The sequence below is a fragment of the Streptomyces katrae genome (genome assembly GCF_000717655.1).
GTDB classification, from domain to species: domain Bacteria; phylum Actinomycetota; class Actinomycetes; order Streptomycetales; family Streptomycetaceae; genus Streptomyces; species Streptomyces katrae_B.
The window spans coordinates 67,544-83,302 of record NZ_JNZY01000043.1; the positions used below are offsets into that span (position 1 = coordinate 67,544).

Annotated in this window: 13 protein-coding genes and 1 pseudogene; 3 read left to right on the forward strand and 11 right to left on the reverse strand. The window is 73.6% G+C overall.

Annotated features, from left to right (window positions below; translation table 11 throughout):
* Positions 1–124 precede the first annotated feature (124 nt).
* The 3 genes from IF09_RS0133690 to IF09_RS0133700 form a co-directional block, all read right to left on the reverse strand.
* Positions 125–1,954 (reverse strand): NHL domain-containing thioredoxin family protein, encoded by a 1,830-nt coding sequence (locus IF09_RS0133690; RefSeq protein WP_030302370.1) that lies wholly within the window; start codon positions 1,952–1,954, stop codon positions 125–127.
* A 178-nt stretch (positions 1,955–2,132) separates the two neighbouring features.
* A complete protein-coding gene (locus IF09_RS0133695; RefSeq protein ID WP_030302372.1) occupies positions 2,133–2,654 on the reverse strand; it encodes a DUF4240 domain-containing protein in 522 nt (173 codons plus the stop codon).
* A 28-nt stretch (positions 2,655–2,682) separates the two neighbouring features.
* A complete protein-coding gene (locus IF09_RS0133700; protein WP_030302374.1) occupies positions 2,683–3,486 on the reverse strand; it encodes a hypothetical protein in 804 nt (267 codons plus the stop codon).
* A gap of 32 nt (positions 3,487–3,518) precedes the next feature.
* Between IF09_RS0133700 and IF09_RS43820 the strand changes: the two are divergent.
* A pseudogene (locus IF09_RS43820) lies at positions 3,519–3,827 on the forward strand (LURP-one-related/scramblase family protein); the annotation flags it as partial.
* Positions 3,828–3,880: 53 nt separating this feature from the next.
* Here IF09_RS43820 and IF09_RS0133710 read toward each other — a convergent pair.
* Entirely contained in the window at positions 3,881–4,660 is a 780-nt protein-coding gene (locus IF09_RS0133710) for a carbon-nitrogen family hydrolase (protein ID WP_030302379.1), read from the reverse strand.
* Between the two features lie 150 nt (positions 4,661–4,810).
* On the opposite strand from IF09_RS0133710, the gene IF09_RS0133715 reads away from it, so the two are divergent.
* Positions 4,811–5,641: a maleylpyruvate isomerase family mycothiol-dependent enzyme gene (locus IF09_RS0133715; RefSeq protein WP_030302381.1), complete on the forward strand. Its 831-nt coding sequence runs from the start codon at positions 4,811–4,813 to the stop codon at positions 5,639–5,641.
* Between the two features lie 222 nt (positions 5,642–5,863).
* Here IF09_RS0133715 and IF09_RS0133720 read toward each other — a convergent pair whose 3' ends face one another.
* A complete protein-coding gene (locus IF09_RS0133720; protein WP_078613620.1) occupies positions 5,864–7,159 on the reverse strand; it encodes an MFS transporter in 1,296 nt (431 codons plus the stop codon).
* Positions 7,149–7,829 carry a GntR family transcriptional regulator gene (locus IF09_RS0133725; RefSeq protein ID WP_030302384.1) on the reverse strand — a complete coding sequence of 227 codons (681 nt, stop codon included), beginning with the start codon at positions 7,827–7,829 and terminating at the stop codon, positions 7,149–7,151. The genes IF09_RS0133720 and IF09_RS0133725 overlap by 11 nt, the downstream gene beginning before the upstream one ends.
* A 145-nt stretch (positions 7,830–7,974) precedes the next feature.
* Here IF09_RS0133725 and IF09_RS0133730 point away from each other — a divergent pair, with 145 nt between their 5' ends.
* The gene (locus IF09_RS0133730) at positions 7,975–9,162 is read left to right on the forward strand and encodes a DUF418 domain-containing protein (protein ID WP_030302386.1); all 1,188 of its coding nucleotides are present in this window, start codon (positions 7,975–7,977) and stop codon (positions 9,160–9,162) included.
* Here the strand turns inward: IF09_RS0133730 and IF09_RS0133735 are convergent.
* The 5 genes from IF09_RS0133735 to IF09_RS0133755 form a co-directional block, all read right to left on the reverse strand.
* The gene (locus IF09_RS0133735; protein ID WP_030302387.1) at positions 9,137–9,463 is read right to left on the reverse strand and encodes a protease inhibitor I42 family protein; all 327 of its coding nucleotides are present in this window, start codon (positions 9,461–9,463) and stop codon (positions 9,137–9,139) included. The two genes, IF09_RS0133730 and IF09_RS0133735, sit on opposite strands and share 26 nt — an antisense overlap.
* Before the next feature lie 18 nt (positions 9,464–9,481).
* A complete protein-coding gene (locus IF09_RS0133740; protein ID WP_030302389.1) occupies positions 9,482–11,395 on the reverse strand; it encodes a C1 family peptidase in 1,914 nt (637 codons plus the stop codon).
* A gap of 187 nt (positions 11,396–11,582) precedes the next feature.
* Positions 11,583–12,749: a hypothetical protein gene (locus tag IF09_RS48365; RefSeq protein ID WP_051833364.1), complete on the reverse strand. Its 1,167-nt coding sequence runs from the start codon at positions 12,747–12,749 to the stop codon at positions 11,583–11,585.
* A 280-nt stretch (positions 12,750–13,029) separates the two neighbouring features.
* Positions 13,030–14,589, reverse strand: a complete 1,560-nt coding sequence (locus IF09_RS0133750; protein WP_051833365.1) for an MFS transporter — start codon at positions 14,587–14,589, stop codon at positions 13,030–13,032.
* 123 nt (positions 14,590–14,712) lie between these two features.
* Entirely contained in the window at positions 14,713–15,696 is a 984-nt protein-coding gene (locus IF09_RS0133755; RefSeq protein WP_030302396.1) for an NADPH:quinone reductase, read from the reverse strand.
* Between the last annotated feature and the right edge of the window lie 63 nt (positions 15,697–15,759).

The window sequence follows — 15,759 nt, forward strand, 5'->3', positions numbered from 1 at the left end:
GAACCTGCCGGCCGCCGGCGTCGAGAAGAGCGAGAAGGCGCAGCACCGGAAGCGCGGAGGCCGAGCCCGTCCGGCTCGGGCCCCGCTGCGGGGCCCGAGCCGGACACCACCCAACAAAGCACTCCTAGGAGTCCATGCCGGCCAGCACGAGCGGGAGGCGGCTCGTACCCTCCGCCGTGACGGTCACCGGTACGCCCCAGTCCTGCTGGTGCACGTGGCAGGCCGGGTACTCGTTCGCCGGGTCGTCGTCGCACGACGCCGCCATGGCGGAGACGTGCAGGACGCCCTCGGTGACGTCCGGGTTCAGGGCCAGCTCCCGGAACAGGTCCGTCCCGGCCCCTTCGCCCGCCACCAGGAGCTCCGGCGGGGTCGAGGAGACCAGCAGCCGGGTCGACGGCCCGTAGCGGGTGTCGAGCTTCTGCCCGGTCGGCGCCTGGAACACCACGTCGAGCCGGAGCGTGCCCGGGGCGACCTCGGTGGCGGCCCGCTGCGTGCGGTGCGCGACGGCGTCGACGCGTACGGCCTCCTCCGGCAGCCGCAGCCGGGTCAGCCGGTGCCGGGCCGACTCGACGACCACGATGTCCTCGCCGACCAGCACGGCGTCGCTGGGCTCCCGCAGGTCGGTGGCCAGCGTGGAGACCTGGCCGGTCGCCGGGTCGAAGCGGCGCAGCGCGTGGTTGTACGTGTCGCACACCGCGACCGAGCCGTCGGGCAGCGGGGTCACCCCGAGGGGGTGCTGGAGCAGGGCCTGGCCGGCGTCACCGTCGCGGTGCCCGAAGTCGAACAGGCCGGTCCCGACGGCGGTCCGTACGGCGTACCCGTCGCCGTCGGGCTCCACGTACCGCAGGGCGCTGTTCTCGGAGTCGGCGATCCACAGCCGGTCCCCGGCGGCCGCGAGCCCGGACGGCTGCGCGAGCCAGGCCTCGAGGGCGGGCCCGTCGTGCAGGCCCTCGCTGGTCGTGCCCGCGGCGACGGCCACGGTCCCCGCCTCGGGGTCCCAGGTCCACAGCTGGTGCACGCCCGCCATGGCGATCCACACCTTGCCCTGCCACCAGGCCACGTCCCACGGGGACGACAGGTCCACCTCCAGGGCCGGCCCGGAGGTCGGGGACCCCTGCCACCACTGCCGCCCGGTGCCGGCGACGGTCTCGACGGCGCCGGTCGCGGGGTCGAAGCGGCGCAGCGCGTGGTTGACCGTGTCGGCGACGACGACGGAACCTTCGGGCAGCAGGGCCAGGCCCTGGGGCTCACTGAAGGCGCCCGGTCCGAAGCCGCGCTCGCCGCTGCCGATGCGCCGTACGACGCTCTCGCCGTCGGCGCCGAGCTCCACGAGCTGGTGCCGCGTCGAGTCCGACACGAGCAGGTTCCCGGACGGCAGCACGAGCGCCTTCCCGGGGAACCGCAGGTCGGTCGCCACCGGCTCGGGCGCCACGTACGGGCCGTCGCCGCGCCGCAGCGTCCCCTTGGCCTCGTGCTCGGCCTCGAGCTCCTCAACGAGCCGCGCAATGGCATGCGCATGCCCTTCACCGGCGTGCTGCGCGACGATGTACCCCTCGGGGTCGATCACGACGAGCGTCGGCCAGGCCCGTACGGCGTACTGCTTCCAGGTCGCCAGCTCGGGATCGTCCAGCACGGGGTGGTGCACCTCGTACCGCTCGACGGCATCGACGACGGCCGCGTGCTCGGCCTCGTGCACGAACTTCGGCGAGTGGACCCCGATGATCACGACGGTGTCCCGGTGCTTCTCCTCAAGCTCCCGCAGCTCGTCCAGGACGTGCAGGCAGTTGATGCAGCAAAAGGTCCAAAAATCGAGAATGGTGATCCGTCCCCGCAGGTCGGCGAGGGTCAGATCCTTCCCCCCTGTATTCAGCCAGCCACCCTTGCCGATCAGCTCGGGGGCACGGAGACGGGCACGGCGGGGCGCGGGGGTGGGCGCCGGGGCGGCATCGTTCATGTTTCAAGCTTGCCATCCCGCCGTCCCGGCCCGGCGGCCCACCCGCGGCTCGACAAGACCGTCACCGTGTTCTCCGGGCCGGCGCGGTTCGGGTACAGCGGGGTCGACGGGCCGCATCCGTTCGGCGAGACCGTCCGGCTGCCGGAGCCGTTCGGAATCAATCTCGACACCGGCGGCTCTAGTCGAAGAGGGCGCTCAGGCGGGGGAGGCGGGTGGAGGTTTCCGCCGTGTCGTCGAAGTCGAAGTCCCAAGCCGGGTCCAGCGGCGGGTAGCTGATCGTGAAGGAGTCCGACGGGAGTTCGCGGCCCGTGGCCGATTCGTACGCCGTCCAGGCGATCGAGAGGGCCTCCTCGTCCCACAGCTCCAGGCCTTCCGCCGCCGCCTCGCGCACCGCGGGGTGGTCCGCCAGGGAGTCGGGGTCGGCCAGGGCGCGGGCGAAGGCCTCCTCGCCCTGGGTCAGGAGCCAGCCGCGGAAGTAGTCGAAGCCGTCGTCCGAGCAGCCGCCGTTGATCACGTAGGCCGCGGCCCAGAGCGGGCTGCGGTACGACTCCGCCAGCAGGTCCCACAGGACCTGCTGGGCGGCGGCTATCTCGGCCTCGGGGCAGCGCGCCAGCAACTCCGCGGTGCGCGACGCCACCTGGTCCGGTCCGGCCTCGGACCGGGCCGTGTCGATCAGCTTCCAGAACGTCTGCTTGTCCATGGGGGAAGCGTGGCATCTGCCTCTGACATCAGACGGTGACGAAGGAGTGAAGGGATTCTGTGAGAGCGGTGACGAAGGCCTCCCGCACCGCCGGGGACACGAGGTCCAGGGAGAGGTACGGGTTCAGGTCCTCGAGCTCGACCAGGAGCAGCTCGCCCGAGGGTGCGCGGCAGGCGTCCACCCGCTGGATGCCGTGCGAGAGGGTGTTCCACTCGATGAAGCTGCGGGCGAAGTCGAGGTCCGCCGGCGTGGCCTCGTACGGCTTCAGCTCCCAGCGGCGGGCCGGGTCCGGGGCGTGGAGGGCGTACTGGAAGGCGTGGTCGACGAAGTAGAAGGAGACCTCGTACGCGAAGTCGATGCGCGGCTGGATGAGGTTCTCGCCCGCCGGGCCGGCCGGGTGGGGGGTGAAGGTCAGGCCTATGGAGTCGGCGCCCTGCTTGGGCTTCACCGCGTACGAGGGTGACGCGGGGAGCAGCGCGAGGTCCGCGGGGTCGTCGATCGTGGGGATCACCGGGTACCCGGCGGCCGTCAGGTCGAGGAGGTACTGCTTGCCGGCCATGTCGCCGCGGCCGGTGAGCGGGTTGTAGACGCGGGTGCCGGCGGCGAGGGCGGCGGCGCGGAAGGAGTCGTACGCCTCCTGGTAGTGCAGGACGGGACCGCTGTTGCGGACGATCACCGCGTCGAAGCCGGCCATCATGCCCGCCGCGTCCAGCGGATGGCACAGGGCCAGCGGGAAGTGCTCGCGCAGGCGGGAGGTGAGGAGGATGTCCTCGTCGCAGTACCGGCGGCCGCGTGCCGGATACGCCAGGTCGGTCACATAGAGCAGAGGCATGGCCGCAACCTATCGCGGGCAGCGATGCGGGCATGAAATACCTGGTTCGGGACAAAATGCCGGCCCTCGGGGACGACTGCTGGATCGAGGACGAGGACGGGAGGCACGCGTTCCTCGTCGACGGGAAGGCGCTGCGCGTCCGGGACACCCTGGAGCTGAAGGACCCGGACGGGCACATCCTGATCACGCTGCGGGAGAAGCTGTTCGGCCTGCGCGACGCGATGACGCTGGAGCGGGACGAGCGCCGGCTCGCCGTGATCCGCCGCAAGCGGCTCTCCCTGCTGCGCAACCACTACCTCGTGACGCCGGCCGAGGGCACGGAACTGGACGCCAGCGGCCGGCGTGATCCGCATGGCCGAGAAGGAGCGCGAGGACACCGTGCAGGGCCGTCCGGTCAGCGTCCCAGGCGGCGGTCCTTCAGGGCCGGGAACTGGTCGCGGGTCTCGGTGACCTTCGCCGGGTCCAGGTCGACCGTGAGGACGTCCTCGGCGGGGCCCGCCTCGGCCAGGACCTCGCCCCAGGGGTCCACCACCAGGCTGTGCCCGGCCTGCTCGACGCCCGCGTGCGTACCGGCCAGTCCGCAGGCCAGGACGTACGACTGGTCCTCCACGGCCCGCGCGCGGTTCAGCAGGGTCCAGTGGGCGCGGCGGCGGGCCGGCCAGCCCGCTGCCACGACCATCGTCGTGGCCCCGGCGTCGACCAGGCCGCGGAACAGCTCGGGGAAGCGCAGGTCGTAGCAGGTGGCGATGCCGAGGGTCTGCTCCGGCAGGGTCACGGTGGTCAGGGAGTCGCCGGCCGTCATCAGCACGGCCTCGCCCTGGTCGAAGCCGAAGCGGTGGATCTTGCGGTACGTGGCGGCCAGCTCGCCCGACGGGGAGAGGACGAGGGCGGTGTTGTAGAGCGAGCCGTCGCCCGCGCGCTCCACGACCGATCCGGCGTGCAGCCAGACCCCGGCGTCGCTCGCCGCCTTGGACATCACCTCGTACGTCGGGCCGTCCAGCGGCTCGGCCTCGGTCTCGAACTGCTCGTACGCGAAGGCACCCACCGTCCACAGTTCGGGCAGGACGACCAGATCCGAGCCGGCCTGATCCCGTACGAGATCGGCCACCCGGGCGCGTCGGGAAGCGACCGACTCCCCGTCGGTCACCGCGATTTGGATCAGCGAGGCGCGCACAGTACCACCGTCCTGGCATTCAAGCCGTCAACTCGGGCCTACGATCGTCACACGAAAGCACTGCCGGGGTGCTCACCGGCAGCGTAGTTTTGGACGCAGTCCACACTGCTTCCAGAAAACGCGCCACTGAACAGCACGCGAGGGGTCCCGTTGACCGTCCAGCCGCATCCCAGCCTCCAGCCCTATGCCGACGCGTGGACGCACTCCATCGAGGCGATATCCGAGCTGGTCCTCCCCCTGACGGAGGGCGAGTGGAACCGGGCGACGCCGTGCCCCGGCTGGTCCGTCCGTGATGTGGTGTCACACATCATCGGCATCGAGTGCGAGCAGCTCGGGGACCCGCGGCCGATCCACACCGTGGCGCGGGATCTGCGGCACGTGGTCGACGAGTTCACCCGGTACATGGAGGTGCAGGTCGACGTCCGGCGCCACCACACCGCGCCGGAGATGACCTCGGAGCTCGAGTACACGATCATCCGGCGGTCGCGTCAGCTGCGCAACGAGAAGCGGGACCCGGACACCATGGTGCGGGGGCCGCTGGGCGACCAGGTGACGCTGGAGTTCGCGCTGCGGCTGCGGGCGTTCGACGTGTGGATCCACGAGCAGGACCTGCGGGCGGCGCTGGGCGTGCCGGGGAACTGGGACTCGCCGGGGGCGTACGTGGCGCGGGACATCCTGCTGGCCGGGCTGCCGAAGGTGGTCGCGAAGCTGGCGGGTGCGCCGGCGAACTCTGCGGTGGTGATCGACGTGCACGGCCCGGTGGAGTTCATGCGGACGGTACGGGTGGACGCGGAGGGGCGCGGGACCGTGGACGGGACGCCGTCGCTGGGCCCGGCGGTGACGCTGACGATGGACTGGGAGACGTACGTCCGCCTCGCGGCGGGGCGCGTCCGGCCGGGCGCCGTCGCGGACCGCGTGAAGACGGAGGGCGACCCGGAGCTGGCCGCGGCCATCCTGGCGAACTTCGCCGTCACCCCGTAGAGAGCGTGGCGCTCCGGGACACCTCGCTGCCGATGGAGTCGGTGGCCGTCCCGGACGTGGAGGGGAGCCGGGTCCGGCGATCATCCTGTCCTTTCCGCGCGACGCGATGCCGCTCCGCGGTGCCCGGGTCGAACGGCTGCCGGTGCAGCGGATCGCGGGCGGGTACGGCGTGGGGGCGATCCTCGCCCCTGAAGTCGCCGGGCCGTCGGGCGACTGTGCCGGTCAGGCCGGGGTCGGGGTGGAGTCCGGGGCGGGGCGGATTGCTGCGGCGGCCGGAGGGCCGGTGCGTTCCGCTCGCAGGGCCGCCGGACGGAGGCGGAGGATTTGGGTCAGGCCCAGGAGCTGGACCGCGAAGACCGACGAGAAGGCGATCCGGTAGTCGTCGCCGGTGGCGTCCAGCAGGAGGCCGACCGCCAGCAGGGTCGTCATCGACGCCAGGAAGCCGCCCATGTTGGTGATGCCCGACGCGGTGCCCTGGCGTTCCGCCGGGTTCGCCGGGCGGGCGAAGTCGAAGCCGATCATCGACGCCGGGCCGCACGTGCCCAGGACCGCGCACAGCGTGACCAGGAGCCACATCGGGGCGTGGGGGGCGGGGTAGGCCAGGACCGAGGCCCACAGCACCGCCGTCAAGGCGACCGTGCCGAGCGCCAGGGGGATCCTGGCCGACTGGCGGCGGCCGATCAGCTGGCCGTAGAGGAGCCCGAAGCACATGTTCGAGGCCACCACCAGCGTCAGCAGTCCGGCCGCGGTGGTCCGCGCCAGCCCTTGGTCCTCGACCAGGAAGGGCATCCCCCACAGCAGCAGGAACACCATCGCCGGGAACTGGGTCGTGAAGTGCACCCACAGGCCCAGCCGGGTACCGGGTTCCTTCCAGGAGTCCCGGATCCGGCGGCGTACGAAGCCCCCGTCCCCGGACGGTGCCAACGCCGGTTCGTGGCCCTCCGGGTGGTCCTTGAGGAAGAGGACGAGGGGGATCAGGACCGCCACGCCCGCCACCGCGCTGCCCGCGAAGGCCGGGACCCAGCCGACCCCGTGCAGGACGGGGGCCAGCACCAGCGTGGAGACCAGGTTGCCGGCCATGCCGACCAGGCCCGCCAGCTGCGCCATCAGCGGGCCGCGCCGGGCCGGGAACCACCGGGTGCCCAGGCGCAGCACGGAGATGAAGGTCATCGCGTCGCCGCAGCCCAGCAGGGCGCGCGCCGCGAGGGCCATCCCGTACGAGGGCGCGAGCGCGAAGCCGATCTGGCCGGCCGTGAAGAGGACCGCGCCCAGCGTCAGCACCTTCTTGGTGCCGAGCCGGTCCACCAGCAGGCCGACCGGGATCTGCATGCCCGCGTAGACCAGGAGCTGGAGGAGGGAGAAGGTCGAGAGGGCGGAGGCGTTGACGTGGAAGCGGTCCGCCGCCTCCAGGCCGGCCACGCCCAGGCTGGTACGGAAGATCACCGCGACGAAGTAGACCGCGACGCCTATGGACCAGACCGCCACCGCCGTGCGGCCGCCCCGCGGGTCACCGGTCATGACGGCCCGCACCCGCGCCCCGCACCAGCGCCTCGACCCGGCCCACGTGGCCCCGTACGGCGGCGGCCGCGGTCTCCGCGTCCCCGGCCCGCAGCGCCGCCAGGATCTCCGCGTGCTCGGCCAGCGTCCGCTCCACGCGCTCGGGGTGCGCGTGCAGCAGGGCCACGCCCATCCGCAGCTGGCGGTCGCGGAGCTGGTCGTAGAGGCGGGAGAGGATCGCGTTCCCGGCGCGCTGCACGATCTCGGCGTGGAAGCCCCGGTCGGCGGCCATCATCGCGGCGAGGTCGCCCTCGGCGGCGTGCCGGCGCTGCTCCTCCAGCAGTTCGGCGAGCCGCTCCAGCAGGCCGGGCGGCGCCGGCACGGCCCTGCGCACGGTGAACTCCTCGACCAGCAGCCGGGTTTCGATGACGTCGGTGATCTCCTGCGCGGAGACCGGCAGCACCAGCGCGCCCTTCTTCGGGTACAGCTTCAGCAGCCCCTCGGTCTCCAGCCGCAGCAGCGCCTCGCGGACCGGCGTACGCGACACCCCGACGGCGTCGGCGAGTTCGCCCTCGGTGAGGAGGGTGCCGCCCTCGTAGCGACGGTCCATCAGTACGGCCTGCTTGACGTGTCGGTAGACGCGTTCTGCGGCCGTGGCAGTGGGTGGGGCGGCGGGCGCGGCGGGCGGCATGCGCACAGGATAGATACATGAGGGGTGCACCGGTCGCTCCGTCCGGGATGTGGACGGCCGCCCCGCGCCGCTGCATCGAAGGATGTACCGGGGCTTCGTCCGCCCGCAGGACGTACGGGGCCCCGCGCGCCGCGACGCTGAAGTCATGGCCCACACCACCATCGTCGCCCGCCCGGCGACCTCGACCCGGCTCCCGCTCCTCGACGTCCTGCGCGGCGCCGCCATCCTCGGCACGCTCATGACCAACGTCTGGATCTTCGCCTCCCCCGGTTCCGAGTGGGGAGTGCTCCAGGGCGGCCTGGACCTGCCCGACCCGGTCGCCGACCCGTCCGCCGCCACCATCGCCGAGACCGTGTTCCGGTTCCTCGCCGACGGGAAGTTCCTGTCCCTCCTGACGATCCTGTTCGGGGTGGGCCTGGCCATCCAGTACGACTCCGCCGTGCGCCGTGGCGAGCCGTGGCCCGGGCGCTACCCTCGGCGCGCCGCGTTCCTCTTCCTGGAGGGAACCGTCCACTTCGTCCTGGTCTTCGCCTGGGACGTGCTGATGGGGTACGCCGTCACCGCCCTGCTGGTGGCCTGGCTGCTGGCCCGCTCCGAGAAGGTGCGGCGCGTGGCGATGTGGACCGCGGGCGGGGTGCACCTGACGCTGATCGGCCTCCTGACGCTCGGGAACCTGGCCGAGCCGGAATCCGGGCCGCCGCAGGCCCCGGATCCGGCCGCGGTCCGGCTGTACGCCCACGGCGGCTACCTCGAGCAGATCGCGTTCCGGCTCGGCCACGCCCCCGCCCTGCGCATCGAGCCCGTCTTCTCCTTCGGGCTCCTGGTCTTCCTGTTCCTGCTGGGGGTCCGGCTCTACCGCGCCGGGGCCTTCGGGGCGAGCGCCGAAGGGCGTCGGCTCCGGGTCCGGATGGCCGGATGGGGGCTCGGCCTCGGGCTGCCGCTGGGCGCCGCCGCCGCGCTCGGGGGCGCCGACTTCTTCGCCCTGGGCCGGTACGGCATCGCCCCGCTGATCGCCGTCGGGTACATCGGCCTGATCGGCTGCGCCCTGGACCGGTTCCGGGTCCCCGGGGCCGGGGCCCTCGGCTGCGTCGGGCGGACCGCCCTGTCCTGCTACGTCGGCCAGAACCTGCTCTGCATGCTGCTCTGCTACGGCATCGGGCTGGGCCTCGCCGACCGGCTGGGCGGGAGCGGGCCCTGGTGGGTGATGGGCCTGTGGGCGGCGGTGAGCCTCGTCCTGGCCGCCGGCTCCGGGCTCTGGCTGCGCCGCTTCGACCGGGGCCCGCTGGAGGCCGTACAGCACTGGGCGCTCAGCCCGCGTGGGCCGCGCTCGTGACCTCCACCTCCAGCAGGAATTCGTCGTACGGGGCCTCCTGCGGGTACGGCGGCCGGATCTGCGCGAAGCGGATCCGGGCCCGCCCGCCCGGACAGCGGCCCTGGACGACGTACGTGCGCTCCAGCGGAGCGCCGGGGAGGACCTCCGCGGGCGGCGGCGGGGCCCCGCTCACGTCGCTCACGGAGACGGCGTCCGCGTCCCCCGTGACCTGCCAGGTCCACACGTACCCGCGCGCCCCGCGCCCGGTGAGCCGCAGCTCGTACGACTCACCGGCGCCGAGGGCGACCCTGCGCACTTCCACCCGCGACGACCTCCCCGCTCAGGCCGGGCCGATCACCGGCCCCTCGTGCCAGCCCGCGCCGTCCCGCCAGTAGTGCTGCAGCTGCCGGTCCGTGCGCAGGACGATGACCTCCAGGATGAACCCGAAACTGCCCTGGAGCATCCCGGTGACGGCGAGCGCGTCGTGACCGAACACGGCGCTGCGGCTCCAGGCGGAGCCGGATGCGTTGCCCCGCCACCAGTGCTCGATGCGGCCGCCCGCCACGACCGCGCACAGCTCGTAGTTCCCGGCGGTGTCCTCGTCGGCCGCCCCGTACTGCGCCTCGATCAGGCAGGGCGCGGAGGTGATCCCGCTGCCGAAGACCTCCCCGGGGCGCCAGGCGAACCCGTTCGGGTCGTCGCGCCACCACAGCTGCATCCGGCCGTCCGTACGGGTGGCGACGAGGTCGAGGTGGCGGCTGCGGGTCTGGACGAGGGCGGGCCCGAAATGGGCGATGCCGGAGGCGAAACGGCCGCCGTCGTTCCAGGTCCAGGGGGCGCCGTTGATCCGCCACCAGTGGCCCAGCCGGCCGTCGGCGGTGCGGACGACCGCCTCGAAGTTGCCCGGCTTGCCGTAGTCGCTCTGGATGAACGCCGGGGTCGAGCCGATCGCGGCGTCGCCCGGCCCGAAGGCGCCGCCGTCGCGCCAGACGCCGGCGGACTGCTCGTAGTACCAGTGGCGCAGCCGGCCGCCGGTGGTCACGTGCAGGGACTCCATGTTGCGGTTGTAGGTGGTCCCGGTGAAGGCGGGCTGGCCGGAGGCGTCGTTCGCGTACGACTTGGCGCGGGCCCACCGGAAGGGGGCGTCGCCCTCGCGCCACCAGTGCTGGAGGCGGCCGCCGCCGGCGGTGGCGAGCATCTCGAAGTTGCGGTGGGCTCGGCCGTTCCCGCTCTCGTAGACGTTGCCGGCGTGCAGGCGGCGCTTGCTCCACGGGTCGACGTTGGTGCCGCGCAGACCGCACTTGGCCCAGTGGTCGATGTTGACCTCGCCGTAGGCGATGCGCCCGTACCCGCCGACGTGGTAGCCCGGCCCCCAGGAGTTCTTGAACAGCCAGCAGCCGGCGGCGTCGTCGTAGCCGACGATCAGCACGCAGTGGCCGCCCGCGAGGCGGTCGCTGGTGCGGTGGTAGACGCCGGAGCCGAGGCCGAAGAAGTCGTCGTACACGTCGAAGCAGGCGGTCAGCGGGCCGACGGTGTCGAGCCAGACCTTCTGCTGCTCGACGTCGCCGAGGCGGACGTAGTCGGTGATCCGGACGGTGCGGCCGGACCGGTCCCAGCTGGGCGTGTACTCGGCCCGCCAGGCATCGCGGCGGTCGGCGGGGACGGTGGAGGGGGGCGGGGAGTAGGGCCAGCAGTCCGGATCGGCGAGGCCGCCGTTGGTCTTGACCCAGTCGAGGGCGGTCTCGGGGTTGGAGCCCTGGCCGCAGGTGAACTTCAGACCGTCGTGGACGTCCCCCTCGGACCGCTCCGCCCAGACGTTGTGCTCGATGCGGGCCATGGACTCGACGAGGCCCGCGGCCCCGAAGGCCCAGCAGGAGCCGCACGGGTTCTGGTCCTTGACCTTGGTGATCCAGGGCCAGCCCCAGCGGGTCCGCCAGTCGACGGCGGCGGGGCGCGCTCCGGCGACCGGCCCCCGTCGTGCTTCGGGCAGCAGGCCGTGGGCGGCGCGGCGGCGGGTGAGATGCGGATTGCCGCTCTCGTGCCCGATGAGCCCCCGCAGATCGATGGCTCCTGCTTCTTCGGCGGGCGTGAGGTTCGCCCCGGGTTCCAGGCCGAGGGAGGGCCGGGGCACGGCCTCCTCGTCGGCGAGGTGCTCGATGACGGACCAGCGCGCTCCGTGCTGCACGAGCTGCGCGCGCAGCTCCCCCGCCGTCTGGACAGAATCGGACTCGGGCTCGACAGACTGCTCCGGCATACCGGCCCCCCAGCTGCAACCGTTCGGATGCGAGGTCCGGGAGCGTCCATCCGGGCGCGGGGCGCGTCAAGGGTGTCTGCAAGGTCGCGCAGTCGCACGGGGGGTCGTACGGGGGGTCGTACGGGGTACCCGCGTCCGCCCCCGGGGTCGCAGGGACACCGGGGGCGGACGGGGACTCGGCGCGGAGCTACTCGGCCGGGTCCGGGGCGGGGGCCGGGGCGGCCGCCTGCATGCCGGGCAGGCCGAGCCCGGTGAACAGGGCGACCAGGGTGGTGCCGAGGTCGTTCACGACGTCCGAGGCCTTGTCCTTGGCGTTGGTCGTGCAGCCGCAGGGGCCGGCCGCCTTGGCGACTTCGTCGACGGAGGCCTTGAGGTGGTCGACCGCGGCGGCGACGGCGTCGAGGGGGGCACCGGCCCTGCCGGCCCGCGCGGAGACGGGGGCGACGGCGGGCAGGGGCGCCGGGACCGCGGCCGGGAGGGTGACGGGCTTGGCGACCTCGGCGGGGGGCTTGGCCACTTGGGCGGGGGGCTTGGCGGCCTCCACCGGCTTGGCGGCCTCCACCGGCTTCGCGACCTCGGCCGGAGGCTTCGCCGCATCGGCCGGGGGCTTCGCGGCCTCCACCGGCTTGACCGCCTCGGCCGGAGGCTTGGCCGCCTCCACCGGGGGCTTCGCCGCCTCCACCGGAGGCTTCGCGGCCTCCACCGGCTTGACCGCCTCGGCCGGAGGCTTGGCCGCCTCCACCGGCTTCGCGGCCTCGGCCGGAGGCTTGGCCGCCTCCACCGGGGGCTTCGCCGCCTCCACCGGCTTGACCGCCTCGGCCGGAGGCTTGGCCGCCTCCACCGGCTTCGCGGCCTCGGCCGGGGGCTTGGCCGCCTCCGCCGGAGGCTTCGCCGCCTCGGCGGGCGGCTTCGCTGCCTCCGCCGGGGGCTTGACCGCATCGGCCGGAGGCTTCGCCACCTCCGCGGGCGGCTTGGGCAGCACCACCGGCTCCGCCGGGGTGTCGGCCGGGGGCTTGGCCTGCGCAGCCGGGGCCGCCGCCGCGAACGTCTGCTTCAGGCCCGCGAGCGCCGCGTCGATCTTCTGCTTGTGCGCGGCCAGGGTCGCCTCCGGGAGCTTCCCGTCCGGCGACTTCAGGACCTCCCCGAGGAAGTTGGTGACGGGCGTGATCAGCACGCCTGCGGAGCCCAGGGCCTGCACCTGCGCGGTCAGCGCCTCGGTACCCGGGATGGACTTCTTCGCCACGGGTGCCGACGGCTTGGCGGGGGCGTTGGCCGCCCCGGCCAGGCCGGGGGACGCGGACAGCAGCGTCACGCAGAGGGCGGCGGGGAGGGTGTAGCGGGTGATGCGGTGCAAGTTCTCTCTCCTGTTCAGAGGCAGAGTGGTGACATGGGACGTGGGACACGGGACATGTCGGGGGCACGGGACTTGCCCCTGTCCACTCACGGCCACTCCGTCACATCCGGCAACCGGAGACCGGCCCGCACACCCCGGCGAAACGCCTTGAATTCGGCGCTCCCCACCCTGTGACCTGCACTGATCGCTTCACCCTTCAGCTGTGCTGCACCCTCGTGACACCCTCACCCTGAGTGATCGCGACGGCTGTCGGACCCCCACCCCGGCCTGCCCCCCTTGGTCAGGCCGGAGTGGAGGAGCGCTCTGCCTGCCGGTCGGCGGTCCTCGGGCCGGCCTGCCCGATCCGGCCCGCCCGGTCGCCCCGGCGGGGTCGGCGGTCTCGGCGGGCGGGCGCCAGGCCGTACAGCGCCAGGCCGATGGCCAGCAGGAACACCGCACAGGCCGCCTCGAAGGCGAACGCGTACCCGCCCGTGGCGGCCGCCGGGTCCCCGGCGGCCAGCAGGGAGGCCGTCCGGGCGTCGGCGGCCGAGGTGATCAGGGCCAGGCTGATGGTGGGTCCGGCCAGGATGGCCGTGTTGACCACCGCCCCGGCCAGGGCGGACTGCTCCTCCGGGACCCCGCTGACGGCCCCCGGCACCGCGGCGGACATCAGCGTGCCGATGCCGGCCGACAGGACGACCAGGCCCGACAGGACCCACGGCGTCGAGCCCGTACGCAGCCCCACGCCGCCGATCAGGAACAGGCCGGCGGCGATGACCGCCAGTCCCCCCACCGCCACCGCGCGGATGCCGAGGCGGGCGACGATCCGGCCCGCGACGAAGCCGACACCCAGCAGCATCGCGCTGTACGGGATGAAGGCCAGCGCGTTCTGCAGCGCCGAATAGCCGCGTACCTGCTGGAAGTAGAGAGCCAGCAGGAAGGCGGTGCTCGCGCCGATCGCCGGGCCGAGCAGCGCGCAGACCAGCGCGGTCGCCCGGTAGCGCGAGGCGAGGAAGCCGGGCGGCAGCAGGGGCGCGCGGACGCGCTGCTGGGCCGCGACGAACACGGCGAGCAGGACCGCGCCCAGCGCGAGCGGGGCCAGGACCTGCGGCGCGGCCCAGCCGTGCGGCCCGACCATCACGAAGCCGTAGCCGAGGGTGGAGAGCGCGAGGGTGCCGAGTACGGCGCCGAGAAGGTCCACGGGGACCCGTACGGGCGCGGGCCCGGCCGGCAGCGACCGGGGGGTGAGGGCCAGTACGGCGGCGGCCGCGGCGGCGAGCAGTCCGAAGCTCCACCGCCAGTTCAGCCAGGCGACGAGCGCCCCGCTGAGCACGATGCCGACGGCGGCGCCCAGGCTGGCCAGCAGCCCCCATCGGGCCAGCGCGGTGGCCCTGGCCTTGCCTTCGGGAAAGACGACCCGCAGCAGGGCCATGGCCGCGGGGGCGGCGAGGGCGGCGCCGCAGCCCTGGAGGAAACGGGCGGCGAGGACGGTGTGCGAGCTGGGGGCCAGCGCCGCGGCGAGGGAGGCGACGGCGAACAGGGCCGTGCCCCGGGTGAACAGCCGGCGCTGCCCGATCCGGTCGGTGAGCCGCCCGCCGAGCAGCAGCAGCCCGCTGAAGGCCAGGCCGTACGCGGCGCTGTCGATGATGAGGTCGATCCGGCTCAGGCCGAGTTCCCGCTGCATGGCCGGACCGGCGGCGAACGTCACCGACACCGAGGCGTTGAGCATGAGCTGCAGGGCGCCGAGGATCGCGAACCGCGCCCAGGTGTTCCGCGGAGGCGGGGCGGCCAGGGGCTCGGCGTGGGCATGGGCCTGGGCCTTCACCCGGGCCTGGGCCTGGGCCTCTGGGGAGTCGTCCATGCCGCGAGTCTGGCAGTCGGCATCAGCGGCGGGAGGCGCCGCAGGGCCAGTCCGTCAGGTCTGCCGGCGCCTCTGCGGCCGCCTCTGCCACCAGTGCTCCCGGCGCTTCCGGCGCTTCCGCCGTCAGGATTCCTTCGGCAGCAACACCACGCGGCTGCCGTGCAGCTCGCCGTCCTCGATGCGCCGGTGCGTACGGGCCGCCTCCGACAGGGGGACCCGCTCGATGGAACGGGCGCGCAGCTTGCCGTTCGCCAGCAGGCGGTTGATCGAGACGGCGGCCTCGGCGAGTTCGGCCGACGTGGCGTGCGAGATCACGAAGCCGACGACGGAGCCGTCCTTCATGTAGAGCGGACCGGCGGGCAGGACCGGCTGGGAGCGGGCGCCGGCGAGGAGCACGATCCGCCCGCGGGGGGCGAGCAGTGCGACGGCGGCGGCCAGGTCGTTCGTGCCCGAGGTGTCGATGTGGACGTCGATGCCCTGCGGGCTGGACTCCCGGATGCGGGCGGTCAGTTCGGGGTCGCCGTAGTCGAGGACGGTCTCGGCTCCGAGCGCCCGGCAGTGCTCGGCGTCGCGCGCAGCGGCGGTGGCGACGACCCGGGCGCCGGCCTCGACGGCCATGACGATCAGGGCGCTGCCCACGTTCCCGGCGGCGCCGGCGACGAGGACGGTCTCGCCGGGACGGACCCGGCCGTGGGTGAACAGCGCGAGGTACGCGGTGCCCGCGGGGTGCACGACCGCGACGGCCTCGGCGGCGTCCGTGGCGGCGGGCAGCCGGTAGAGGCGGTCGGAAGGGACCACGGCCTGTTCGGCGGCGGCGCCCTGGCGGCCGCCGTGGCCGAGGCTGTTGCACCAGACGCGGTCCCCGGGGGCGAAGCCCGCGGCGCCGGGGCCGGCGGACACGACCGTACCCACCAGATCGCGGCCGATCACGAAGGGGAACTCGACGGGGGTGCGGAACAGCCCGGACCGCACGAAGGTGTCCACCGGGTTGACGGACACCGCCTCGACCTCGACCAGGACGTCCGTCGGGCCGGGGGCCGGAGGGGCCATCTCGCCGTAGCGGATGTTCTCGGCGGGGCCCAGTTCTTCGATGAAAGCTGCACGCATGAGGCGATCCTCGCAAGTGCTCCCGGGTTCGCGCAGAGCGCCGCGAAGGCTTCGTCAACTCCC